Source organism: Candidatus Hydrogenedentota bacterium, assembly GCA_016791475.1.
Taxonomy (GTDB): domain Bacteria; phylum Hydrogenedentota; class Hydrogenedentia; order Hydrogenedentales; family JAEUWI01; genus JAEUWI01.
Genome location: JAEUWI010000047.1, coordinates 24,314 through 47,799, shown reverse-complemented (window position 1 = coordinate 47,799; position 23,486 = coordinate 24,314). Strand labels below are relative to the sequence as shown.

The following is a 23,486-nucleotide window of genomic DNA, read 5'->3' as shown; positions in this document are numbered from 1 at the left end:
GACATCAGGGCCTCCAGAGACGGCGACAACGCGCTCGCCTGAAGTCCCTGCCGTCCCTGCTGTCCCTGCAATAATGCTGCGCAAAAGACGCGCTCAACACGCATCTCAATACAATCAGAGAACACGCCGAAATCAGATGGTGTCCGGAAGGATCCCGCCCGGAGAAACCGAGTCGGATGACTTCTCCTCTTCCGGCTTCGCTTCCTGCAGCGCGTCCGTCGACTCCGGGGCGATGTCCACCCCTTCCTTCGCCGACGACTTGGGCTCGGGATCCGGCGGAATCAAGTCGGGGCCGCCCACCTTGCGGATGATGGCGTTCACCTCCTTCGCATCCAGCGTTTCACGCTCGTACAACGCGTCGCCCAGCGCCTTGAGCACGTCCACATGCTTCAGGAGCAGACTCTTCGCGGCGCTGTAGGCCTCCTCCAGCAGGCGGTGCACTTCACGATCCACGGCCGCCGCGGTCTCGTCGCTGTAATCGCGCGTCTTGCTGAAGTCGCGGCCCAGAAAAATCTCGTCGCTGCTGCTGAAACTGATGGGCCCGAGCTCGCTCATGCCCCAGTCGCACACCATGGCGTGGGCACGGTGCGTGGCCTGCTTCAGGTCGTTGGACGCGCCGCTGTTAAACTCACCGTAGATAATCTCTTCGGCCGCGCGACCGCCCATGGTCATGATCATGTTTGCCAGGCACCACTTCTTGCTCACGCAGTACTTGTCCTCCGTGGGCAGGCTGCTGGTTACGCCCAGCGCGGGCCCGCGCGGAATAACCGTCACCTTGTGCATGGGATCCGCATCCGGCAGAAGCTGGCACAGCAGGGCGTGGCCCGCTTCGTGGTAGGCCGTCGCAAGTTTCTGCTCCGGACTCATCACCAGGCTGTTGCGCGCCGGGCCCATCATGACCCGATCCTTCGCGTCCTCAAAGTCAATCATCGTGACCTTGTCCTGATTGCGCCGGGCCGCCAGCAGAGCGGACTCGTTCACCATGTTGGCCAGGTCCGCGCCGGAGAAACCGGGGGTACCCCGCGCCAGGATCGACGTGTCCACGTCGGGATCCATGGGCACTTTCTGGTTCTTGATGTGAATATCCAATATCTGTTTGCGCCCGTTTATGTCGGGGTTCGCCACCACCACCTGCCGGTCAAAACGCCCCGGACGAAGCAGCGCGCGATCCAGAACGTCGGGACGGTTCGTCGCCGCGATCAGAATCACGCCATCGTTCGTGTTAAACCCGTCCATCTCCACCAGGAGCTGGTTCAGCGTCTGTTCGCGTTCATCGTGACCGCCACCCAGACCGGCGCCGCGCTGCCGACCCACCGCATCGATTTCGTCGATAAAGATGATGCACGGCGCGTGCTTGTGGCCCTGCTGGAACAGATCGCGCACACGGCTCGCGCCCACGCCGACAAACATCTCCACGAAATCAGAACCGCTGATGCTGAAAAAAGGTACGCTCGCCTCACCCGCCACCGCACGGGCCAGCAGGGTCTTGCCCGATCCGGGAGGGCCCACGAGGAGAACACCCCGGGGGATCTTGCCGCCCAGGCGGGTGAACTTCTTCGGTTCCTTCAGGAACTCGATAATCTCGTGAAGCTCCTCTTTGGCCTCATCCACACCGGCCACGTCCGCAAAGGTGACCGTCTTGTCGCCCTGATTGACCATGCGGGCGCGGCTCTTGCCGAAAGACATGGCTTTGTTGTTGCCGCCCTGCATCTGGCGGATCATGAAAAACCAGAACGCGCCAATAATCAAAAGGAGAAGTACAATCTGGAACACCATGTTGACAAACATGTTGTTCTCTTCCGAGAAATCGACCTTAACCTTCTGCTCATCGAGTTTCTTCTCCCATTCGGGGCGAAACTCCGGAACGGTAAAGGTAAAATCGGTCTGCTTGGCCTCGCCGACGGGCTCTTTGAACTTGGCGTAGATCCGGACACTCTTCTCGCCGATGGAAACCTTCACCGGATCGGCGATATTGTTGGCCTCCATCTGCTCGACGAAGTCCGCCTGGCCCTTCATGGCGGGTTTCGGGTTCAGATCGGAGAATCGCGTGAGCACGAGCACAACAATGATGCCCAGGACGATCCACAGGGAAACTTGCTTGAACAAACCATTCATAAGTAAGTCAAATACCTTATCTTAGGCAATTGGCAGCCGTTTCGTGCCCGCTACGAAACAAGAAAGAGATCTACGGATTCGGCCGGGGCCGGGGACACACGCCAAAGACCAGCACCCGGCAGCGTAGTGGGCAACTTCCACAGGTTCAACCACTTGAACTCAATTCTCATCATAACACAGGCAACCGACCCAAACAATGTAAGTTCGCCGGGCCCCGGATGCGCCTTTGCGAAGTCCGCCGACGTGGGAGTATGATCACGCGCTCCGGGCGCCGGCCCGATCAGCGACTTCCCCCAGGCCCTGAAGTGCTTTTTCCATGACCGCTCATTCTGATTCCACGCCCATGGCGCCGTTAAACCGGAAATCGACGCTCCAGATCGTCTTCGTGACGCTTTTCGTCGATCTCATCGGTTTCTCCATCATTTTCCCCCTCTTCCCGGGTATGCTTGAGTACTACAGCACCCAGTCTCCCCCGTCTCCTCTATTCGCCGCCTTCTATGGTTCATTGCAGTCCATCACCGACTACATCGGGCTGGGCGGCGGACACTGGGGGATCATCGTCCTCTTCGGCGGGCTGCTGGGCTCTCTCTATTCGCTCCTCCAATTCCTGGGCGCCCCACTCTTCGGCGCCCTGTCGGATAAGATCGGGCGCCGCCCCGTCCTCATCATTTCCCTCGTCGGGATCCTCGTGTCCTACGTAATATGGTTCCTCGCGGGCAGCTTCGAGCTCCTGGTGGCCGCGCGGCTCCTGGGCGGCATAATGAGCGCCAATATCAGCACCGCCACCGCCATCGTGGCCGATATCACCGACCTCAAGGAGCGTTCCCGGGGCATGGCGGTGATCGGCATTGCCTTCGGCCTCGGCTTTGTCATCGGACCGGCCGTGGGCGGTATTTCGGCCTCTATCGACCTCTCCGCCATGTACCCCGCCCTGGCGGACTACGGCGTAAACCCCTTCTCCATGCCGGCCCTTATCGCCCTGGTCCTCACCGCATTCAACCTGGTCTTCGCGGGGCTGCGCCTTCCCGAAACCCGCCGCCTGGCCACAGGACCCCGGCCCGAGCGGAGCGCCAATCCCTTTGCGCTGCTGCGCACCGTGGATTACCCCGGCGTGACCCGCACCAACCTCACCTATTTCCTCTTTCTCCTCGCCTTCTCCGGCATGGAGTTTTCCCTCACCTTCCTCGCCCACGAGCGGCTGGACTACGGCCCGAAGCAGAACGCCCTCATGTTCCTCTTTGTCGGGGGCATCCTGGTGCTCATCCAGGGCGGCTATGTGCGCAGGCGCTCCAACACGGTGGGGCCACGCCGCATGACGCTCCACGGGCTGGTCATGGTCGTGCCCGCCCTCTTCGTCATTGGCGCCGCCGGCGGCATGCGCAGCCAGCTCGTCCTCTACTTCGGCCTGGCCCTGCTGGCCGCCGGCTCGGCCCAGGCCACCCCCTGCCTCACTGCCCTGGCCAGCGCTTATGCCCCCGCCGAGGAGCAGGGGCGCGTCCTCGGTATCTTCCGCTCCCTCGGGGCCCTCGCCCGGGCCATCGGCCCCCTTTTCGCGGCCGCGCTCTACTGGTGGCTCGGGCCCGTCTTCGCCTATTGCCTGGGCGGACTGTTTGTCCTCGTCCCCCTGGTGATGGCCCTCAAGCTGCCCACGCCAACCCTCCATGCCGCCGAAAGTTCTTGATTCCCGCCCGTCATGATTGCCAGCCGCATGACACGCCCACTATAATAAGGCATACCGGGTACTACAGTGCGCAATGAAGGCGCGGTCGGCCCGCCCATCCCATGCGTGTCCATGAAACCCCTTGGACGCCTCCGGTGGGTGCGCCGGTGAATACTCGGGGCCTCACTGGCAGCCGTCGGGTGCGACCGATCGGGATAAACGCATGGCCAATGGTATCAATTTCTTGTTCGGACGCGTCGCGGTGGACCTCCAACTCGTGGCCGGCGACGTCGTGGATCCCATACTCCAGCATCACCGCGATACCTCCGAGGAAGAATTCGCACGAGCCCTCGTTCGGGCCGACCTCCTCTCCGAACTCGACTCCGCCCGCATACGCGCCGTCGTAGCACGCCTCCTCGAAAGCCACGACGGAGACGCCGCGAGCGCCCTGGCGGAGCTCGAAGGACGCGGCGGCGGGGAGGACACCGAACTCCACCAGATGGACACGCTGGCCGGCCCCCCGGCGGCGTGGCGCACCCTGTCGGAATCCGTGGATCTGGACTCCGAGGATGCGGCGGCGCGCTATGTCGATCCGGTGGAACATGATCGCGGCGGAATGGGCCGCATCCTTATCGTGCGCGATGAGCGCATGAATCGCACCATCGCCATGAAAGAACTCGCGCCGGCCCTCGGCACGGGCGACGCGACCGTGCCGGGCGGAAGGGACCGGCAAATCTCGGCGTTCGATGTGCAGCGCTTCCTGCGGGAAGCGCGGATCACGGGCAGTCTGGAACATCCCTCCATCGTGCCCGTCTATGAGCTCGGCCGCCGCGCGGACGGCGCTCACTACTACACCATGAAGCTCGTGCGCGGTCAGTCGCTGTATCACGCGATCCGCGAATGTCGACACCTCGGCGAGCGCCTCAAGCTCCTGCCCCATGTCATCAATTTGTGCCAGGCCATCGCCTACGCCCACGACAAGGGAATCATCCACCGGGACATCAAACCCTCCAATGTCATGGTGGGCGCCTTCGGCGAAACCGTCGTCATCGACTGGGGGCTCGCCCGGGTCCTCAATCAGGAAGACCCCTTCGCCGCCGACCTGGCGACCTTCACCGAGGCGCAGCTTGCGGCCCGGCCCGAAGACCCACGCCTGACCGCGGCGGGCGTGCCCGTCGGAACGCCCCACTATATGGCCCCGGAGCAGGCCGAGGGGCGCATGAACGATGTGGGGCCCCCTTCGGACGTGTATTCCCTCGGCGTCGTTCTCTATGAGGTAATCACCGGGAAGACGCCCTTCACCGGCACCACCAGCCGCGTGGTGCTCCAGAAAGTACGCACGGACACCCCCCCGAGCGTGCACACCCACGAGCCCGATATTCCCCGCGCCCTCGCCGCAATCTGCTCCAAAGCCATGGCCCGCGATCCCGCCCGGCGCTATGCCTCCGCCGGTGAACTGGCGGACGAGCTCACCCGATTCACCACCGGCGCGCTCGTCCAGGGCTACGAATATACCACCGGAGAACTGATACGCCACTACTACCGGCGGAACCGGGCCCTCTGCAACACGGCCATGACGGCCGCCGCCGTCACGCTGGTCGTTGCGATTGCCGCCTATATCAATATACTCGAGGCAAACCACCGGGAGCGGCTGCAGCGCGTGGCCGCGGAAAGCGCCCGCGCGGAAGCGGAGCAGAGCGCCTACCGCGCCAGTATTCAGCTTGCGGCAAACTATATCGAGAGCCAGGCCTTCGATATGGCGGCGGACCTGCTGCTCGAACAGCCCGCCGCCCAGCGCAATCTGGAGTGGGGCCTGCTTTTCGAGCAGTGCAACCAGGACTACGCCACCAATGTGGATCAGGAAGAAGATGTGGACCGTCTGTGGGCCGCGCCGGGCGGGCGACTCCTCACGTTGAGCATCCAGGATGAGCTGGTGGTTCGGGCGCGTCCCGACCTCAATCCTTTGCACCGCATCCCCCTCACCAACGTGATGGGCGCCACGGCGGCGGTCTCCCCGGACGGCGCCTGGCTGGCCATAGGGCGGGTGGACGGCGTGTTGCAGCTATATGATTTTCAGAATTACCGTCTCGCCCAGGAATTCACCCTGACCGGGGCCTCTTTCGACAGTGTGGTGTTCAGCGGCGACAGCACCCTGCTGGCCTCGGGCACCAGTGAGGGGGCCCTGCTGGTCTGGAATTGCGGTAGCGGCGCCCTGGTACGGCGGATTGAGGCCCACGACGCCGCGTGTCAGGTTTTCGGGATGAGTCGCAGCGGCAACCTGGCCATCACTTCGGACCGGGGCGGACGTACCGTCCTGTGGGACGTGACCAATGGCCAGGCGAAACAGGAGTTCATCGGTTACGGACCTTCCCTCAGCAAAGACCGCGAGCGTTTCGCCCTGCGGAGCGGGCGGGTGATCGAAGTACGCGAACTGGAGTCGGGCGCGCTCCTCTTCGAGAGCCCCGAACTTCCAGCCGAACCCGGGCAACCCGTCCTCAGCCCCGCCGGCCGGCACGTCGCCGCGCTCGCGGAAGATGGGGTACTGCGGGTCTTCGATGTAGCGACGGGCAGGCCGGTGGCCACGGTGCAAGACAGTTCCCTTTCCCGCATTCTGGCCTTCAGCCCGGACAGCGAGCGGATTGCCCTCGCCGCCACGCCCAATGAGATACGGATTTACCAGACGAAAGACGGGGTGACGGTAGCCGCACTGAGAGGCCATTCGCACTGGGTGCGCGCCGGGGTCTTCGACGAAGACGGCGCGATGTTCTATTCCTGCGCGGGCGAAGCGGCGGTCAAGGCATGGCAGGTCCCCGCGCCGGGCGGCGCGGCGGTGGGCGCGTCCCCGCACCGAATTGTGGATCTGGCCCGCTCCGAAGCGCTTCCCCTCATCGGGGCGGGCAGTTCGAACGGTATGGCGCGCTTTCTGGATGCCTCTTCCCTGGAGCCCATATTGACCGTGGCGTCCTTCGAGCCCAACCTCGGCATGGAGCTCGCCATCAGCCCGGCGGGCGATAAGGCTGTGGCGACATTGGGCCCGAAAACGGCCAGGGTGCTCCATTTACCCGATGGGGCAGTACTGACGCAGTGGACGGGTAGCCCGGGCCCTATCCGCGCACTTGAATACTGCCGGGACGGAAAGGTGGTGGCGGCGCTGGGCGGCGATTCATCGGTATATCTCTGGGACAGCGCCTCGGGCCGGGAGGTATTGCGATTCGACGGCCATGCGGAGCGTGTTCTGGCCCTCGCCGTCATGCCGGAGGGCGCCATGATCGCCACCGGGGATCGCGCGGGCCGAATCCTTCTCTGGGACAGCCGCTCCGGCTCCATCCAGCGGGAAATTCGCACGGCGGGCTCCCCCGTTGCCGCGCTGGTCTGCAGTCCCGATGGCGAATTGGTGGCCGCGTCTCTTGAGGGTGAATCCGCCGCGATTTTCGCCGTAAAGACGCCACCGGACTCCCTTCCCTTGAGTGCGTCCAACGTGACGCTGACCTCGCTTGGCTTTGGCCGGGACGGTAAACGCTTGCTCGGTCTCGCGAGGTCGGGCGGGTTCATGATGTGGGATACGGAATCCGGACAGCAAATTGCCGCGCCTTCACCGTCGGAAGACTACCGAACGGCATCCCTGCTTCTGGACCCGGACCACAACCGCATTCTCGTTGGCAATCAGGTGGACGCCATATCGGCGCTGCCGGTTTTCCCGAAATCTATCTCGGCCTCCGACGGTGTGCCCGCTGAAGTCCTGAACCGATACAAGCGCTCCCGTTCCCAGACCACGTGGGACTACTCGCTTCACCAGCAGCCCATCATCGCCTTCACACCCGCCCACGTTGTGGAAGAAGCGATTCAGCGCCTCGCGAAGGGCGGGGGAAACAGCGACGGCGAGATCTATATTGAAAGGAGCACCAACCCCCTGGCTCGGCTGGGGCTGCTCCCCGGCGATTCCGTCACAAAACTTAACGGCGCGCCCTGCGCCAATGCCAATGTCCTCATGGCGGGGCTCCACGCTTTCGCCGGATCCACCGGAGACTCCCTTACGCTGTCCCTCGCGCGGGCGGGAGCCGAGATCAATATCGAGCACTGGTGGACGGAGGTGGTATCCTTTGCCAGAACCATCGAGGTGACTCGGGATCGCGCCCTCACCGCATTGACCAACACGGCCAAACTGCTGCGCAGTCAACAGAAATTCCTGTCGCTGTACAACCAGCAACTGAGCAACGGCCTGGGCGCCGGCCTGGACGGGCCGGATACGCTGGAGGGCATCTGGCTGCCCGAGACGGATACCCTTCAAGAAACGCGGGACCTGGCGGCTCTTGGATTGGGCGTGGGCGACTGCATCGCGACCATCAATGGCGAAGGCGTCACCAGCTATACCCGGTTGCTTGAGGGGGTTGAGCGCGCAACCGGAGCACTGGAAAAGGGATTCACCGGGGAAGTACGCGTCCGGGTGATTCGGGATCGCTTTCAAATACTGGACTTGACCTGGTCCATCTCGTGACGGACCAGTCCAACGTATGCGGGCGGAGGGGAGCAACCAAGAAAGGTCTGAACCATGGGAACCTGTTTTTCTGCAAACGATGTTTGGGATATCGAGCCCGCCCTCCTGCGCATGGGAGAAGGACACTACACCCGCTTTCGCGACACGTATCGAAAGGTGGCGGTCCTGGCCAATGCCACGGCCGGAATGACCTTTGAAGCCCTTTATCGGCGGCCCGCGCTGGACGTGTTGTCCGACGTGCTGGGCCATCTGGCGCGCCCGGCCATGGTATCGGAAAAACTCCTGTCGAAAGGAGAACAGGGCGCCTGTCTGGGCGCGCTGGATCAGGTACTGCGGGCGATTGAGGCCCTGCCCGATCCGGTCACACTCCACGACCTGAGCACGCGGCCCGGCGACGATTTTCCGACCTTGATTCCCCTTTTCAGGGAGCTGGATTCCGTGTCCCCGCGGATCTGCGTTCCCTTTGTACAGCCCGGCTTCGACCCCGCCCTGGCGAAGGCGTGTCTCGACGAGCTCCTCGCCCTGATCGGACCAACCTATACCCTCGCGGACCTCTACGAGCGGTCCCCCGCCCCGGCGATTAAGTCCAACTTCAACCGCGTCATGGTGCGCGCCAAACGCGCGGGACTCCTGATCGATCTGGTGGGAATCTGCAAACCCGCCGCCCCCGGCTACGTGAGCGATCCCGCCGATGACCGCTGGGATGTGCGCTCCTGTGTTCCGCCGGAAAACGCCTTCCTATTCAAGGATGTTCACGTCAAGATCAACACCATGGCTTTTCTCATGGCGGGCCTCAATTACGGGGATTTCTTCGATCTGCCGATGACCAATCCAAAAGTCCTGCCCCACTTCCGGGCGCGGGTGCTGGCCGACCGGGACTACTGGTTCACCCCCCTGGAGCGGGATCGAATCGTGGCCGCTCTCGACCAGATTCTGGATGCGCTGCGGGACCCGGCGTCCTCGGCGCTCAGTTTTCGGGAAGTCTATTCGGATCCCGGCATACCCCCGGAGGTGCTCGTGCCTTTCCAACGCATACTCGATGTAAAGCCCGAGATCTGCCTCCCCTTCATGCTCCACGACTTCGATCATGCCGCCGCCGCCGACGCCATCGACGTATTCCTCGAGCGCTACGGGCACCTGGACCTGAAGGGCCTGTACACCGCGCCGCCGGAGCCCGAAGGCTCTCCCGCCTCCCGCGCCGATCTCGCCACGCGAATTCGCCAGCACGAGGCGAAGCTCACCCTGATGAAAAAGGTGAACAACCTCATCTGCATTGCGCCCGGGCAATGCATTGGAATGCTGGACGAGTACTGCAACACCGCCCCGCTGGGCAACTGCCCGCCGTGATGCTCGCCGCCCTTACGGCTTGTTTTCCGCCCTCGCCGGGGCAACTCGATGCCCCCGGCGGGGGTTTAAAGTTTTTTGCGCAGCGCTTGGAGCCGGGCTATCGAGTCCGCATCGAGACGCTCTTCCAGATGGGCGGGTGCGGGCTTGCGCGTCTGCGTTACCGTTTCGCGTATGGACGACTTCGTCTCGTCCAGGCTGCTTAGAAAATGCGACGCGTCCATCACCAGAGCGCCCATGCCCCGGCAGAGATCCCGCACGCCCCGGTCACTCGTTACCACCACCACGTCCATCTTTCTCGGTGTCTTGTACACCATCCGCTCGATGACCGCGTCCGCCGTCAGGTGCCCCGGCGAATACAAAACCTCCAGCGACGGCACGCTGCGGTTGTGGGCCACCTTCTGAATAACCTGCGGCCCCCGGCCATCAAAGACCACCACCACGTGTTTTCCCGTCTGGATACAAAAATGGGCCACCTTGTCGATAAAGGCTTCCCGCGCCGTCTCCATGTCCTGGCGAACCAGGTGAAGCAGCTTCTGCGACTGGTGCAGGACGTTGTAGCCGTCCACCAGATGTACTTCCGCCATGGTTGGTAGTCTCCAAATTGCAGGGCACAAGAACGAGAGAATCTATGCGGACCTGAATCAGTGACGTCGGGCGCCACCGCGATCAAGCAACGCTGTCCCTACCCGACATACTCTCGATGCACGCGCCGGCCTATCCCAGTCAATATCTCATAGGGGATCGTGCCGGCCCATTCCGCCAGCGCCTCCACCGTGACCTCGTCTTCGCCCTGCTTCCCCACCAGCACCGCCTCGTCGCCCGAGACCACACCGGGGACATGACTCACATCCACCACCATCTGATCCATGCAAACGCGCCCGCGAACGGGACAGCGTCGACCGCGAATCAACACCTCCGCCTTGTTCGACAGGGCCAGCCGATAGCCGTCCGCATAACCCACCGGCAGCATGGCCGCGACCATACCCTCTTCGGCGGTATAGGTCCGGCCATAGCTCACCGTGGCGCCGGGCTCCATCGTGCGAATCTGGGACACCTGCGTGATCCAGCGCAGTACCGGGCGCAGGGGATTATTTTCCGGGCGCGCATCGGTGGGCCAAACTCCGTAGCTCATGATGCCGGGGCGAACCAGTGTAAACAGGCTGTCGCCGTAGTTAATCACGCCGGCGCTGTTGGCGCCGTGCACCATGTCATAGGGGACGCCCGCCTCGTCCAATCGCGCCAGCACACCCCGGAGCGCCTCGACCTGGCCCAGCGTAAAGGGATCTTGCGCCCGCTCCGCGATGGGAAAGTGGGTGGCGATGCCTTCAATATTCAAATGGGCGATGCGGGCCAGCACGGGAATATCACGCACGGCGGATTCGAGGGAGAAGCCCTGGCGGTTCATGCCGGTATCCACCATGCAGTGGACGGGCACCACACGCCCCGCCTTCCGCGCCAGATCGCCGAGCAGCCGACCGGCCTCGACGTCGCATAGCGTGAGCGTGAGGGCGTGGGATACCGCCACGTGGAGGGTCTCGGGGGCGGGCTGCATCAGTATGAGGATGGGCTCTTCTATGCCGCCCTGGCGCAGTTCGACCCCTTCGTCCAGGGTGGCCACGCCGAGCATCGACGCGCCCGCGTCCAGCGCGCGGCGGGCCAGCGGAAGGGCGCCCAGGCCATAGCCGTTGGCCTTGATTACCGCCATGAACGCGCGACGGGCTCCCGCATATCGTCGCGCCACGCCAAGATTATGGGCATACGCGCCCAGATCGACTATCGCGCGCGATGCGTGGATGCCCGCGCTCATGACACTTCGTCGAGTCCCAGCACCTTCCAGTTTTCACGGGCGAAGACGATGCCGGAGTAGACCGTGTACACGGCCACAAATATTATCGACCACTGGGACGCCACGCCGATTCCGCGGATCCAGGGGTCCACGCCGCCCGGCAACACGGAGAGCGCCGCAGGAAACTGGGTCAGCCCCTGAAGGACCACGGCGAAGAAGAGGAAGGTGCACACGTAGATCATCTGAAGGAGTGTCTTCGTCTTGCCCTGCTTGTTTGCGGCGATAACCGTGCCGTCGGCCGCCGCCAGGGCCCGCGCGCCGGTCACCAGAAACTCGCGCGCCAGTATCATCACCACGCTCCACGCGGGCACGTTCATGGCCGGGATCCCCAGCAACATGACAAAGGCCGAAACGACCAGCACCTTGTCCGCCACGGGATCCAGCAGCTTGCCGAAATTGGTGACCAGGTTTCGCTCGCGGGCGATCTTGCCGTCGTAGTAATCGGTAATGGCGGCAACCACGAAAATAACGTAGCCGACGGCATAGCACACGACGTTGTCGAAGGAAAACAGCGCGACAAAGAACGCGGTCATGATGCACCGCGCCACGGTAAGTTGGTTGGGAAGATTCATAGCCCCCGCATTGTACCATCCCGAAGCGCGGGATTCACCTGCCGGGCGGGGCGTCTGTTCAGGCGTGACCCCTGCGGATTAGCGGGACATCAGGGACGACAGCGACTACAGGGACGTGTTTTTCTGCCGTCCCTCCCATCGCCGATGTCCTTGCGATGGTGAGCGCGCATGGAAACCCGGCGACAGACTTGGAAGGGGGAAAAAAGGGAAAACGTCTCCCGCACCGGAACGGCGCGAGCGACCAGAAGTGAGAACTTATTCCGCGTCGAAACGGGCGGGCGGCTCGACGGCGATGGTGCCGGCGTCCACGCGCTTTTCGCCACTTTCGGCGAAAGGTTTGACCACCACCGAGTACGAAACCCAGCCCAGCAAGAGGATGGCGCAGATGGCCCCCCAGGTCAGGGCGTCGCTCACCCAGAGCGGGCGCGCCCCGGGCGGACTCACAAGGCCGCCCCGGCTGAAATACACCGGCTCCGGCGCCGCCGCGCGGCAGGACCGCAGGGCGACAATGAAGGGTTCCGCCGAAAGCTGAAGCACCTGGCAATAGGTGTTCAGGAACCCGACCGTATACGTCGTCGCGGGCAACTCGTTGAGTCGCCCGTTTTCGAGATGGGTCAGGTACTCGATCGGCACGTGAGTCTCATGGTACGCGTCCAGCAGGGAAAGTCCCAATGCTTCCCGCTGTTCCCGTAGCCTATGTCCTGGAAAATCGTACTGGTTCATGAGCTTTCTTCTATATGCACCGCATCAACCAAGATTTCGCGGGCCTTGCTCCCCGTATGGGGCCCCACAATGCCCTTGCGTTCCATCATGTCAATCAACCGCGCAGCCCTAGTGTACCCTACTCGAAGGCGCCGTTGCACCATGGAAATGGAGGCCTGTCCGGTATCCATCACCACCTGTACGGCATCTTCAAAAAGATCATCGGGCTCGTCGGTGATATCGTCCGCTTTTTCCTTACTTTTCCCGAAATTCTCTATTTCATCCTTATACTGAGGCGGCGCTTGCCGCTTCAAGTAATTGATTAGACCGTTCATCTCTTCGTCGCTCACGAAGGCGCCCTGAATGCGTGTGGGCTTGGACTGGCCCGCCGGCAGATACAGCATGTCGCCCATGCCGATGAGCCGTTCCGCGCCGATTTCATCCAGAATACAGCGCGAGTCCACCCGGGACGACACCTGGAAGGAGATGCGCGATGGGAAGTTGGCCTTGATCACACCGGTCAGCACGTCCACAGAGGGGCGCTGCGTCGCGATGATCAGGTGGATGCCCACGGCCCGGGCCAACTGGGCCAGGCGCGCGATGCAGTCTTCCACCTCGGAACGGGCCAGCATCATGAGGTCGGCCAGCTCGTCGATTACACAAACAATATAGGGCAGGCGGCGCACGATGTGGAGCGACTGGGCGTCGTTGTCGTCCTCGTCGCCGTCCAGCTCGATTTCACCGTTCTCCACGCTCTGGTTGTATACTTCGATATTGCGGACCCGCAGATCGGCAAAGAGGCGATAGCGCTCTTCCATTTCGTTGATCAGCCAGGTCAGCGCGAGCGAGGCCTTCTTCGGATCGATCACTACGGGCGTGATGAGGTGGGGAATGTCGTTGAAGATGGACAATTCCACCATTTTCGGATCGATGAGGATAAGCTGGAGATCGTCCGGCGTATGCTTGAAGAGCAGGCTGGCCAGCAGCGCCTTCACGCAGACCGTCTTGCCCGCGCCCGTGGCGCCCGCCACCAGCAGATGGGGCATGGTCGCCAGATCGGCGATCTTCACTTCGCCCGTGATGTCCTTGCCCAGCACAAGGTTAAGCTTGCCCTTGCCCCGCTTGAAGCCCTGGGATTCCAGCAACTCACGGATCAGCACCTGATCGCGCTCCGTATTCGGCGCTTCAATACCCACGCGGCCCTTGCCGGGGATGGGCGCCTCCACGCGAATGCGGTGGGCCTTCAGCGCCAGCGCAATATCGTCGGCCAGGGCCAGGAAACGGGCCACTTTGATGCCCGGCGCGGGCTCCAGCTCGTAGCGCGTAATGGTCGGGCCACGGGTCACATCGGTCACGCGGGCCTCAATCCCAAAGGTCTGGAGGGTGTCTTCCAATAGAATGCTGGTGGCCCGGAGGGTCTCGGCCAGATTCTCCACCACCCGCTCCTCGGGCTCGTCCAGCAGGTCCATGGGCGGGCGCGTGTAGTGGCGCGGATACTCGTATCCGGGAGGCAGTTCTTCGTTCTCCACCACCTTCCGGCGGGGGCGGCGCACCTTCGGGGCCGGTGCGGCGCTCTCCGTGGCCGCAGGGGTTGCAGCGGCGGCCCGGGCAACCCGGGCGGGAGGCGCAAGCACCACGGGCGCCTCTTCTTCGGCTTCTTCTTCCTCTTCCAGATCGAAGGGAGCGGAATCCTCCGTCTCCTCCTCTTCGTAGCCGTATTCGTCGTCTGTTGAATCCGGAGCAACCACGTCGTCTTCCAGCGGATCCAGGTCGAAAGCCAGCGATTCGCCCGCAAAGACCTCGTCTTCCTCGTCGTCGTAGCCGTCATCGGTAATATCCGGCACCGCATCAAAGGGCGCTTCATCGTCCACGGCAACCGGGACTTCCGGCGCGACGCGCACGTTAATCCGGGCATGGCGATCCGGCGTGGGAACCGCCACGGGCTCCACCTCTTCCTCTTCATCAAACCCGGGATCGGTGGACTCGTAGCCCAGCGGCGCGGGCGCGGCTTCCACCAGGGGCAGGGACTCCTGCCGGGGTATCCGGCCGACCCGGCGGGACTTCGGAAGCTGCGTCGCCGGCGATTCGAGCGCGGCGCGTGCACGGGCCTCACGCACCATGACAAACGTGCGGTAGGCAAATACACTGACATGTCGGACCACGACGTAGAGGTAGAGGAACATATACTCCGTGGCCAGGAGCAGCCCCACCAGAATCAGGGAGCAGATGATTACGTTGGAGCCCGCATAACCGAAGTGGTAGTAGTTGAGCTTGTCCACCACGAAGGCGCCAATGGCGCCGCCCGGATAAATATTGGAGGTGCCCGCCCGGAAATTGAGCTGGAGAAAGCCGGCGACCGCCACAATGGCCAGACCGGCGCCGAGCATGCGGGGTAACAAGTGCCCCAGAGGATGGCGACTGATCAACATCAGTGCCCAGATGAACGTGAGCGAGTAGGTTACATGCCGCGCATCGCCGACCAGAATGGCGAATATGCCGGCCACCAAGGCCCCTGGAGCCCCTAACCCATTGGAAACACTCAGGATCTCATCAAATGGCCGGGTGACCTGATCGCGGACCTGATACCCATCGCTGACCAGGGCCAGGAAGAGCAATCCTGTCAGCGCGAGGACCACAATCCCCATATATTCCGATTTTCGTTCGACGGGAAGGTTCATGGAAGAGGCCACAGCGGAAATCCGATCACAGTCAGCATTAATGTAGGGCTATGGTAACAGAGAACCTGTGGTCTTGCAACTAAATATTGTGCTTGATCCGGCCAAAAACACTAAATGTAACTTAGCCCAAAAGTGCCAACCACAACATATGGGTATTTAGTGGTCAAATGCCACGAAATACGCCCGCAGTCCGCTTTATGTGAAAATCGATTAATGCACGACACGGATGCTTTATGTGCGGACCGCTGCAAAAAGGCTACCGGGGCCGGGCACGTAACGACGGGTGGGTGCGCAACGTGAACTGAAGAACGCGTCACAAGGAGAATCAACGCCGAGCGCGGCGCGCCCTATCCGTGCGCGATGGCTAGAAGCGGTAGCCCACGCCGATGCCCAGGGAATTGGCGCCGGAGTTCTTCGTGCCCAGGCTGGCATTGGAGATGTGCTGATAGTGGAGTTGCACGTGCCAGTCCGATTTGAACTGATAGCCCACGCCCAGGCCCGTGACAAAGTTGATGTTGGAGTTGTTCCCGTTAAACTCATTGCTGTGTATCAGGGTGCTCACACTGGCCTCCCCGTACCAGCCGCGGTACTCGTCCTTCACCTGATAGACACGACCGGCAAGCCCGAATCCGCCGCCCCAGACCGTGTCGCCGTCATCGTCGTTGTCATCTTCGAAAATCTCCCGAAAGCGGCGGTAGTCGTCGTCCCCATCCTGGGAATAAACGAAGAGAGGCATCATGCGCAACCCGAGCGTGGTTCGGGGCGTTGCGGGCACCTCATACTCCACGATACCGTTAATCGTGTAGTCGCCGGAGCGATCCTGGCTGCCCTGGTGGACGCCAAAGTCGTTGTTCAATTCCAGGCGCCACATGCCCGATTTCATATCGAGGCCGGCGCTGGCGGGAGTTGCGGACAGCAGCAGCGCCGCGCCCGCGACCATCATCGAAAGAAAAAAAGAACATTTCATTGTGCGGGAAACTCCCCTGTCTCATGTTGCCATTGCGAATACGATCCGAATCCGTACCTTTCGCGCCTACCCGCCTACGGTACCGCGCGGTCAGGACATCGTCACAAAATAGGCGAGCACGCCCTCATTGAAATAGGCCTGATCGATATCGAGGTAGCAGGAACCCCGAAGGTTATACACGCGGCCCACCAGCCGATTATCGGCGAAAAAGCCTTTGTTTCGCAACTGGAGCACGGGGCCGGAAGGTCGCGTGGATTCAATCTGCACCTCCAGATCGCTCAGGGTGAAGGGGCGCCGGAGAATGGCCACCTCCTCCCCCTCGCGGAAGACCCGGGCCACGGCCGGCAGAACGCCGCCAAAGCGGAAGCTCCGCCCCCCCTTTTCCATCTGGACGCGGATCTGATGTCCCGACTCCATGTCGCGTATCTTCCAGCCCTTATGGCTCGGCGCGATCTCCACGATATAGCCGCTCGTGTCGTGATTGTCCGTCAGGCTGAACAGCGTACCCCGGGTATGGGAGGGATGGTGCAGGAGGATATGACTTTCGAAGGGATCGGGAAAATCCTGGGCGGATTCCCGGGCGTCGGGCACGCCTTCCGCCGCCGCCAGCGCTTTGCGCGAGCGGAGCTCATTGAGAAAGGCGCGGATGGTGAAGACCACGATGCCAAAGAGGATAAGGCCGACAAAGCAAATGGAGCCTATACGCAGCCAGTTCGGGCGTTCAAGATACACGCCCACCCCAATCGCCGCCACCGCCTCGAGCAGGCAAACCGCATAGGCAACGATAAGACCCAGCGTCAGCGGATGATTCGTCCGCGGAAGGGTGTGGTAACACACGACCCGCTCGTAGTCGGAGAGGTGTTCCTGCAGCTTGCCGTTTGCCGTCATCCTCTGTTCCCTGGGCCAGGCCCGTTATCCGAGGGCGGACGTGTCCGCCACGATTTCCCGCGCGACTTGCTCCAGACATTCGGAGAGGGACCGCACCACGCCGCCCGCCGTGGGCTCCGCCACGGGCAGCCGCACGTCATAGGTCTTCGCCAGCGCGGGCGGCGAATAGTAGCTGGTGCCCTCTTTGCGGATCTCGACCGCGAAGCGCACGTGGGCCTCGGCCCCGGTGGCCCCGTCGATCTGCTCGAAGGCCAGCAAGGTGCCGGAGAGCACGCAGGTGGCTCCAGCGGGGTCCGGCTGACCAAATTCCGCGCCGAGCTTCTCCGCGAGCAGTTCATCGAGTCCGGCGGCCCATTGCGCCGCCGCGTAGTACTCAATCTCGGTCGGGCTTTTCTTGATCAGGATACGCTTGTTCTGCAGCGCTTCCGAAATGCGCAGGCGACCTACGGCGATCTGGACCCCGCCGCTGTCTCCCGACGCGGGGGTCATGTTCAGCGTGTACAGATTGGGGCCGGGGGCCGTGGCGCAACCCGCCGCGAGGCCCACCACAGCCAGCGCGAGGCAAATATGCTTGAAGTGAGTGACGTTCATTTCAGTATTCCTGGTGCGACCCTGGGCGGCTCTTGCGACCCGTAAGGCCCATTCGGTGTTGCGGCATCATGCCCGTACTGTTATTTCCGCCCGCTTTCGGGCTTGCCAAAGATTATCGCCTGCGGATGGGCCTTCAGGTCCTCCAGCAGCACGTTCAAATTCTGTATCAGGTGGCCCAGATCGCCCATCAGATCTTCAATCGCAGGCCGGTTCTGGTGCACCAGCTCCTCGGTCTCGCCGCTGAGCGACTGGACATGTTCCAGCGTGGCGGTGAGCGCCGCAATGGTTTTCTCCAACTCCTGATTCAACGTGGCGGTAACACCGCTCACGTCCGTCGCGATCTTGTCGATGTTTTCCTTGTTGTCTTCCAGCGTGGTGGCCACGCCCGTCATCACGCGGGTCGCCGAATCCTGAAGCGGCGGAACCTTCTCCAGTATGGTCCCGATCTGGGGATCGTACTTCTCCAGCATGCCATCCACATTGCCGATGATGTTTTCCACATTGGCCGGGTCCGCGCCGCCCGCCACCGCTTCCGCCTTCGCCTGTTTCACACCGAGAAGATCGCGCACATCCCCCGTGATCCGCGTGACGCTGGGCAGGGGATCGCCCCCGGCCGCCGCTTCTTTCTCCGCCTCTTCCACTCCGAGCAGCTTGGCGAGGTCTTCGGTGAGTTTCGCCACATTAATCGGCTCGGAGCCGTCGGCCTTGTGCCGCTCGAGGGCCTCCCGCACACCGAGCAGCGCGCGAACATCGCCGGCAAGGCGCTCGATGCTGGCGAGCTCGCCCTTGCCCTCGGCCTCGCCCTTCTTGGCCGCTTCCACGCCGATGAAATCGCGCAGATCCGCGATGAGCATTTCGCTGCCGCCCACGAGACCATCCACATTGGGGATATCAATGAAACCATAGCCGCTGTTGATTACCTGCACATCGCCACCCGCCGGAACCAGCGCGGCATCTTTCGTGCCCGTGGAGATTTCCAGATGCTTCTCCGCGGTGAGCGTGGTCTGCTCGATGGTCGCCCGGCTCGATTCGTTCACCGGAGTCTTGGGGTCCACTTTCAATTCCAGCAGGATCTGGGACTGGTCCTCCGGATCATAGGTCACCGATGCGACCGTGCCCACTTCCAGGCCGCCGAAGCGGATCATCGCGTTGGCGTTCAGCCCCACCGTGCTGGTAAAGCGCGCATAGAGCGTCTTATATTCCGGCTCGGCGCGGAGATTCTCTATCACCACCACGAAGCCCGCGAGCACCGCCACGCTGGCAATCACCATCAGGCCCGCCGTGAACTCGGTCCGGGTGAAATTGTACTTCTTACTGGCCATAGCCTGTTCGCTCCGCTTCATTTCGATCGCGCGGACAACGGCGCTTTCCGCTACTCCGTGCTCGTGAGCGACTGGAGGTACTTCGCCGTGTCTTCGCCTTCCGCATCGGGTCGTCGCGCGAAAAACTGTTCAATAAAAGGGTGATCGATTCTCTGTATTTCTTCCAGCGTGCCCAGGCCGATGACCTTGCCCTTGTCAAGCATGACCACACGATCGGCAATGAGTTTCACGCTCTCCATCTCGTGGGTCACCACCACACTGGTCAGGTTGAAGGTGCTCTGCATCTTGCGGATGAGCATGTCCAGGCCCGCGCCCACGATGGGGTCCAGGCCGGCGGAGGGCTCGTCGTAAAAGATGATCTCCGGATCCATCGCCATGGCCCGGGCCAGGCCCGCGCGCTTTTTCATGCCGCCGCTCAATTCCGAGGGCATGAATCGCTCGAAACCACCCAGACCCACCAACTCCAGTTTGATCTTGGTCATGATATCAATTGTGGACGACTCAAGGCGCGTGTGCTCTTTGAGCGGCAGGGCCACGTTTTCGCCGATGGTGAGGGAATTGAACAGGGCCGAACCCTGGAAGCACATGCCCATCTGCTTGCGCGCCTCCACCCGCTCCTCGTCGTTCATGGCGGTAAAATCCTGCCCCTTGAACAGAATCTTCCCCGAATGGGGCCGCATCAGGCCCACAAGATTCCTGAGCAGCGTGCTCTTGCCGCAACCGGATCCCCCGAGTATGACGAAGACCTCGCCGCGCTTCACGGTGAGGTTCACGCCATCGAGCACGGTGCGATCGCCGTATTTCACGCGGAGATCGTGCACTTCGATGATATTGTCGGGTTCGACGCTCATGGGGTCCTCAGGAGAAGAACAGGGCCGTCCAGACCAGGTCCACGACGATAATGATCAGAATGGACGTCACCACGGACGAGGTGGTTTCACGGCCCACGCCCTCGGCGCCGCCGTCCACGCGAAATCCGCGATACACGCCCACCCAGCAGATGGTAATGCCGAAGAAGAAACTCTTGACCAGGCCGGAGACGAGATCCATGCGGGTCAGGGCTTCGGCCGTCTGGCGGAAGTAGATGCCGGGGTCCACGCCCACCAGCACCACGCCGGCAAAGAAGCCGCCCAGGATCATGATGAGCATGGCCAGCACCGTCACGCAGGGCACCGCGATCATCATGGCCAGGAACTTGGGAACGATCAGAAACTTGGTGGGATTGAGACCCATGACGTTGAGGGCATCGATCTCTTCGGACACCTTCATGGTGCCGATTTCGGCCGTGATCGCCGAGCCGCAGCGGCCGGTAATCAGGATGGCGGTCATGAGCGGCGCCAGCTCCCGCAGGGCCGAAATGCCCACCAGATCGGCGATGAGCTGGGTCGCCCCCCACTTCTCCAGCGTGTAGGCCGCCTGCAGGGCCATGATGATGCCGATCAGCCCGCAGATGAGCCCCACGATGGGCAGGGAGCGCACGCCGAACTCCACGAAATGCTCCACGGTACTCCGCACGCGCAGGCCCTTGCCCCGCAGGGGCTGCCACAGGAGCCAATTGACGGTGTCCACCATCAACACGCAGACCGTGGCCGCGGCAAAGAGGCCGTTCAGCGTGGCGCGGCCTGTGTGTCCCAGTAGGGCGGACATGGCCGGTTACATCTGCTCCACGATGCTGAACACGGAATCCAGGCGGGAAAGCTGGAGAACTTTCATGACCGATTGAGAAGGCGCCAGCAGCAGGAAAGACGCCGCGCCGCCCGCCGCCTGCAGGCCCTCCACCAGCGTGGCCACGCCGGAGGAGTCCATATAGGCCACGTCCGTCAGGCGGACGCCCACCTTCTGCTTGGTGCTCTTGCAGGCCTTCAGAATTGCCTCGCGAAGCTGGGGCGACGAATACAGATCGATCTCGCCCTTCGCCTCCACGATGCAGTTGCCGTCCTGCTCCACCTGTTTCAACTCAAGTGCCATGCGATTAGACCTTTATGTATCTCCACCGCCGGGCGGGCAAGCTCCCATACGCTCCCGCCGCCGGCCGTGGCGGATGATCCCGAGTAAAATTCCCCCCTCATGTTACACTTTCCGCAGCCGCATTACGATGGTATTGCCCTGACCATCGCCCGGCATAAACTCCACGTCGTCAAAGACGTTATAAATGAGATGCATCCCCAGCCCCCCGGGGGTCAACGCCTCCGCCAGTATATCCTCCTCCGACTTGCGCCGCACCCGGTCGTAGGGCGCGGGAATCCCGTCGTCATGCACCACCAGTTCTATCCATCCATCCCGCGAATCCATGGAAAGTTCCAGAAACTGGTCCGGAGCGCCCCGGTAGGCGTGGCGGATGGCGTTGGTGCAGGCTTCGTCCACCGCCAGCACCAATTCCTGCACTTTGTCGTCCTGGACCCCCTGGTTGATGAGATAACTGCGGATCATGGCCCGGACATCGCACAGGAGTTTCGGGGAGGACCGGAATACTATGGACAGGTCTTTATCGTGCACCGATATACCTCATCGCCATCATCGTGCAGTCGTCGTGGGGCGCGGCGGGCGCCGTAAAACGCTGCACATCGTAGATGACCGCTTCGATGAGCGCCTGGGCCGATTCGCCGTAAAGGCGCCCCGTGCACCGGCGCAATCCTTCCTCTTCGTACTCCACCGGAGGCGATGGCGTCGCCCCCTCCAGCAGGGTCGTCGTAGACCGGGCCTCCACGATGCCATCGGTGTACAGCAGCAGGCTGTCCCCCGGCGCGATCATGGAGCGCGTCTCCACCCAGGGCCCCTCGGGCAAAATACCCGCCGGCGGGCCCGTGGCGTCGCCAAAGGTCGTTACGCCGTTTCGCCCGATCTGGACCACGGGATGGTGGCCCGCGTTGCAGCAGACCACGTGCCCGGTGTTTAAATCGATCATAAGATAGCACATCGTGCAGAACATGCCCCGCTGGCTCCGCTTCACCAGGCCGCGATTCAATTCCCGCAGCACTTCCAGGGGACTTTCCAGATCGCGGCAGAGCAGGCGAAATTGCGCCAGCAACTGGGCCATGGTCAGCGCCGCGGGCACGCCCTTCCCGCTCACATCGCCAATGAGAATGCCCACGCTGTCGCGCCCGCGCCGCACATAGTCGTAGAAATCGCCCCCCACGGTCTTTGCGGGCCGCGTCTCGCCATAGACCTCGAATCGGGGGTCGTTCGGCCATTCCTTGACCAGGAAGCCTTCCTGGATGGTCCAGGCCGTGGCCAGATCCTGCTCGATCCGCTGTTTTTCCAGGATCTGCTGGTGCATCTGGGCATTTTCCAGCGCCAAACCCGCACTGTTGCCCACCGAGGCCGCGAGCAGCAGGTCGTCATGAGAATAATTCTGATCCTGGCGATCCGTGTCGATATACAGGATGCCCAGAATGCCGTGCTTCGCGCGGAGCGGCACGCAGATGATGGAACGCAACTGGAGCGACATGATGCTCTCGGAAGCATTCAACTCCATGTCGCTGTCGGTATCCTGATACAGCACGCTCTCGCCGTCGCGGATCACGCGGCTGGCCACCGTGCTGCTGATGAGAATATCGCCGATCTGGGCCGGGCGCAGTTGCCCGTTGGCGATGCTGTGCACAAAACCGCATTCGGAGCAGGGCAGGAGCTCGGCATCCAGACTCGCGAGGAAAATGGCGCCGCGCTGGGCGTTGATGGCCTTCAAGGTCTTCTTGAGCACCCCGTCCATCAGGCTGCAGGTGTCGTAGTTCGTGGCAATCTCGTTGGCCACGGAATAGACCGCTTCCAGAAGCTTGGTGGTCTTGGACGGGCCCTCATGGGGCTTCTTCACCATCCCCTGATGATCCATGATGGTTTCCGTGAACAGGCGCCCCTCTTCCACGATGGGTTCCGGTGCGCCGTCGCGGCTTTCCGCATGCCCCGTCACCACGAAAGAGAGGGTCGTCTCGCCGATCTGGATCTTGTCCCCGTTCTTCAGCTCGCCCGCCAGCATTTTCGCCCCATTGAGGATCGTGCCGTTGGTGCTGCCCAGATCCTTCCAGATAAACCGGTCCGGTCGGGCCTTGATTTCCATGTGACGACGCGACGCCGCATTGTCGTCGATCATCAGGCCGCTGTCCGCCGTGCGGCCAATGACCAGAGAATCGTCGACCGGCACTTTGCGCCCGTCAGCATCGACTATGAGAAATCCCCGAAGCACTTGATACTCCTCATCGAGACAAGGGGCCATTGTACAGATCCAAATTGGCAATTGACAATGGACAATGGACCACGTTGGGGCCGATAGGACCGATACATTATATCGGACCCGTCCGACTTATCC

At 62.3% G+C, this 23,486-nt stretch carries 18 protein-coding genes; 3 read left to right on the top strand and 15 right to left on the bottom strand.

Annotation, left to right across the window (positions count from 1 at the left end; translation table 11 throughout):
* Nucleotides 1-132 precede the first annotated feature (132 nt).
* Complete coding sequence (gene ftsH / locus JNK74_21360) at nt 133-2,115, bottom strand: ATP-dependent zinc metalloprotease FtsH (GenBank protein MBL7648733.1); 1,983 nt, start codon at nt 2,113-2,115, stop codon at nt 133-135.
* Nucleotides 2,116-2,431: 316 nt separating this feature from the next.
* Here ftsH and JNK74_21355 point away from each other — a divergent pair, with 316 nt between their 5' ends.
* The 3 genes from JNK74_21355 to JNK74_21345 all read left to right on the top strand — a co-directional run bounded on the left by JNK74_21355 (nt 2,432) and on the right by JNK74_21345 (nt 9,617).
* Nucleotides 2,432-3,796: an MFS transporter gene (locus JNK74_21355; protein MBL7648732.1), complete on the top strand. Its 1,365-nt coding sequence runs from the start codon at nt 2,432-2,434 to the stop codon at nt 3,794-3,796.
* A 202-nt stretch (nt 3,797-3,998) separates the two neighbouring features.
* On the top strand, nt 3,999-8,270 hold the full coding sequence (locus tag JNK74_21350) for a protein kinase (GenBank protein MBL7648731.1): 4,272 nt from the start codon (nt 3,999-4,001) through the stop codon (nt 8,268-8,270).
* Between the two features lie 54 nt (nt 8,271-8,324).
* Nucleotides 8,325-9,617 carry a hypothetical protein gene (locus JNK74_21345; GenBank protein ID MBL7648730.1) on the top strand — a complete coding sequence of 431 codons (1,293 nt, stop codon included), beginning with the start codon at nt 8,325-8,327 and terminating at the stop codon, nt 9,615-9,617.
* A gap of 65 nt (nt 9,618-9,682) precedes the next feature.
* Here JNK74_21345 and JNK74_21340 read toward each other — a convergent pair whose 3' ends face one another.
* The 14 genes from JNK74_21340 to JNK74_21275 all read right to left on the bottom strand — a co-directional run bounded on the left by JNK74_21340 (nt 9,683) and on the right by JNK74_21275 (nt 23,393).
* A complete protein-coding gene (locus JNK74_21340) occupies nt 9,683-10,201 on the bottom strand; it encodes an NYN domain-containing protein (protein ID MBL7648729.1) in 519 nt (172 codons plus the stop codon).
* Between the two features lie 98 nt (nt 10,202-10,299).
* Nucleotides 10,300-11,424 (bottom strand): alanine racemase, encoded by a 1,125-nt coding sequence (alr, locus tag JNK74_21335; protein ID MBL7648728.1) that lies wholly within the window; start codon nt 11,422-11,424, stop codon nt 10,300-10,302.
* The gene (gene pgsA / locus JNK74_21330; protein ID MBL7648727.1) at nt 11,421-12,035 is read right to left on the bottom strand and encodes a CDP-diacylglycerol--glycerol-3-phosphate 3-phosphatidyltransferase; all 615 of its coding nucleotides are present in this window, start codon (nt 12,033-12,035) and stop codon (nt 11,421-11,423) included. The genes alr and pgsA overlap by 4 nt, the downstream gene beginning before the upstream one ends.
* Nucleotides 12,036-12,290: 255 nt before the next feature.
* Nucleotides 12,291-12,758 carry a helix-turn-helix domain-containing protein gene (locus tag JNK74_21325; protein MBL7648726.1) on the bottom strand — a complete coding sequence of 156 codons (468 nt, stop codon included), beginning with the start codon at nt 12,756-12,758 and terminating at the stop codon, nt 12,291-12,293.
* A complete protein-coding gene (locus tag JNK74_21320) occupies nt 12,755-15,427 on the bottom strand; it encodes a DNA translocase FtsK 4TM domain-containing protein (protein MBL7648725.1) in 2,673 nt (890 codons plus the stop codon). Before JNK74_21320 ends, JNK74_21325 begins: the two co-directional genes overlap by 4 nt.
* 352 nt (nt 15,428-15,779) lie before the next feature.
* Complete coding sequence (locus tag JNK74_21315) at nt 15,780-16,382, bottom strand: acyloxyacyl hydrolase (GenBank protein ID MBL7648724.1); 603 nt, start codon at nt 16,380-16,382, stop codon at nt 15,780-15,782.
* Between the two features lie 90 nt (nt 16,383-16,472).
* The gene (locus JNK74_21310; GenBank protein MBL7648723.1) at nt 16,473-17,270 is read right to left on the bottom strand and encodes a hypothetical protein; all 798 of its coding nucleotides are present in this window, start codon (nt 17,268-17,270) and stop codon (nt 16,473-16,475) included.
* A gap of 24 nt (nt 17,271-17,294) precedes the next feature.
* Complete coding sequence (locus JNK74_21305; GenBank protein MBL7648722.1) at nt 17,295-17,861, bottom strand: membrane integrity-associated transporter subunit PqiC; 567 nt, start codon at nt 17,859-17,861, stop codon at nt 17,295-17,297.
* Between the two features lie 80 nt (nt 17,862-17,941).
* Nucleotides 17,942-19,183: an MCE family protein gene (locus JNK74_21300; GenBank protein MBL7648721.1), complete on the bottom strand. Its 1,242-nt coding sequence runs from the start codon at nt 19,181-19,183 to the stop codon at nt 17,942-17,944.
* Between the two features lie 50 nt (nt 19,184-19,233).
* A complete protein-coding gene (locus JNK74_21295) occupies nt 19,234-20,034 on the bottom strand; it encodes an ABC transporter ATP-binding protein (protein ID MBL7648720.1) in 801 nt (266 codons plus the stop codon).
* 7 nt (nt 20,035-20,041) lie between these two features.
* Entirely contained in the window at nt 20,042-20,830 is a 789-nt protein-coding gene (locus tag JNK74_21290) for an ABC transporter permease (protein ID MBL7648719.1), read from the bottom strand.
* Nucleotides 20,831-20,836: 6 nt separating this feature from the next.
* Nucleotides 20,837-21,151: an STAS domain-containing protein gene (locus JNK74_21285; protein ID MBL7648718.1), complete on the bottom strand. Its 315-nt coding sequence runs from the start codon at nt 21,149-21,151 to the stop codon at nt 20,837-20,839.
* Nucleotides 21,152-21,253: 102 nt separating this feature from the next.
* Complete coding sequence (locus tag JNK74_21280) at nt 21,254-21,679, bottom strand: ATP-binding protein (GenBank protein MBL7648717.1); 426 nt, start codon at nt 21,677-21,679, stop codon at nt 21,254-21,256.
* On the bottom strand, nt 21,669-23,393 hold the full coding sequence (locus JNK74_21275) for a SpoIIE family protein phosphatase (GenBank protein ID MBL7648716.1): 1,725 nt from the start codon (nt 23,391-23,393) through the stop codon (nt 21,669-21,671). Before JNK74_21275 ends, JNK74_21280 begins: the two co-directional genes overlap by 11 nt.
* Between the last annotated feature and the right edge of the window lie 93 nt (nt 23,394-23,486).

What these genes read in the sequence shown, in the direction of transcription:
- JNK74_21355 (MBL7648732.1), top strand. Translation starts at nt 2,432, where the DNA reads ATGACCGCTCATTCTGATTCCACGCCCATGGCGCCGTTAAACCGGAAA.
- pgsA (MBL7648727.1), bottom strand. Translation starts at nt 12,035, where the DNA reads ATGAATCTTCCCAACCAACTTACCGTGGCGCGGTGCATCATGACCGCG.
- JNK74_21295 (MBL7648720.1), bottom strand. Translation starts at nt 20,034, where the DNA reads ATGAGCGTCGAACCCGACAATATCATCGAAGTGCACGATCTCCGCGTG.
- JNK74_21350 (MBL7648731.1), top strand. Translation starts at nt 3,999, where the DNA reads ATGGCCAATGGTATCAATTTCTTGTTCGGACGCGTCGCGGTGGACCTC.
- JNK74_21340 (MBL7648729.1), bottom strand. Translation starts at nt 10,201, where the DNA reads ATGGCGGAAGTACATCTGGTGGACGGCTACAACGTCCTGCACCAGTCG.
- JNK74_21285 (MBL7648718.1), bottom strand. Translation starts at nt 21,151, where the DNA reads ATGGCACTTGAGTTGAAACAGGTGGAGCAGGACGGCAACTGCATCGTG.
- JNK74_21315 (MBL7648724.1), bottom strand. Translation starts at nt 16,382, where the DNA reads ATGAAATGTTCTTTTTTTCTTTCGATGATGGTCGCGGGCGCGGCGCTG.
- ftsH (MBL7648733.1), bottom strand. Translation starts at nt 2,115, where the DNA reads ATGAATGGTTTGTTCAAGCAAGTTTCCCTGTGGATCGTCCTGGGCATC.
- JNK74_21325 (MBL7648726.1), bottom strand. Translation starts at nt 12,758, where the DNA reads ATGAACCAGTACGATTTTCCAGGACATAGGCTACGGGAACAGCGGGAA.
- JNK74_21275 (MBL7648716.1), bottom strand. Translation starts at nt 23,393, where the DNA reads ATGGCCCCTTGTCTCGATGAGGAGTATCAAGTGCTTCGGGGATTTCTC.
- JNK74_21305 (MBL7648722.1), bottom strand. Translation starts at nt 17,861, where the DNA reads ATGAACGTCACTCACTTCAAGCATATTTGCCTCGCGCTGGCTGTGGTG.
- alr (MBL7648728.1), bottom strand. Translation starts at nt 11,424, where the DNA reads ATGAGCGCGGGCATCCACGCATCGCGCGCGATAGTCGATCTGGGCGCG.
- JNK74_21290 (MBL7648719.1), bottom strand. Translation starts at nt 20,830, where the DNA reads ATGTCCGCCCTACTGGGACACACAGGCCGCGCCACGCTGAACGGCCTC.
- JNK74_21345 (MBL7648730.1), top strand. Translation starts at nt 8,325, where the DNA reads ATGGGAACCTGTTTTTCTGCAAACGATGTTTGGGATATCGAGCCCGCC.
- JNK74_21300 (MBL7648721.1), bottom strand. Translation starts at nt 19,183, where the DNA reads ATGGCCAGTAAGAAGTACAATTTCACCCGGACCGAGTTCACGGCGGGC.
- JNK74_21310 (MBL7648723.1), bottom strand. Translation starts at nt 17,270, where the DNA reads ATGACGGCAAACGGCAAGCTGCAGGAACACCTCTCCGACTACGAGCGG.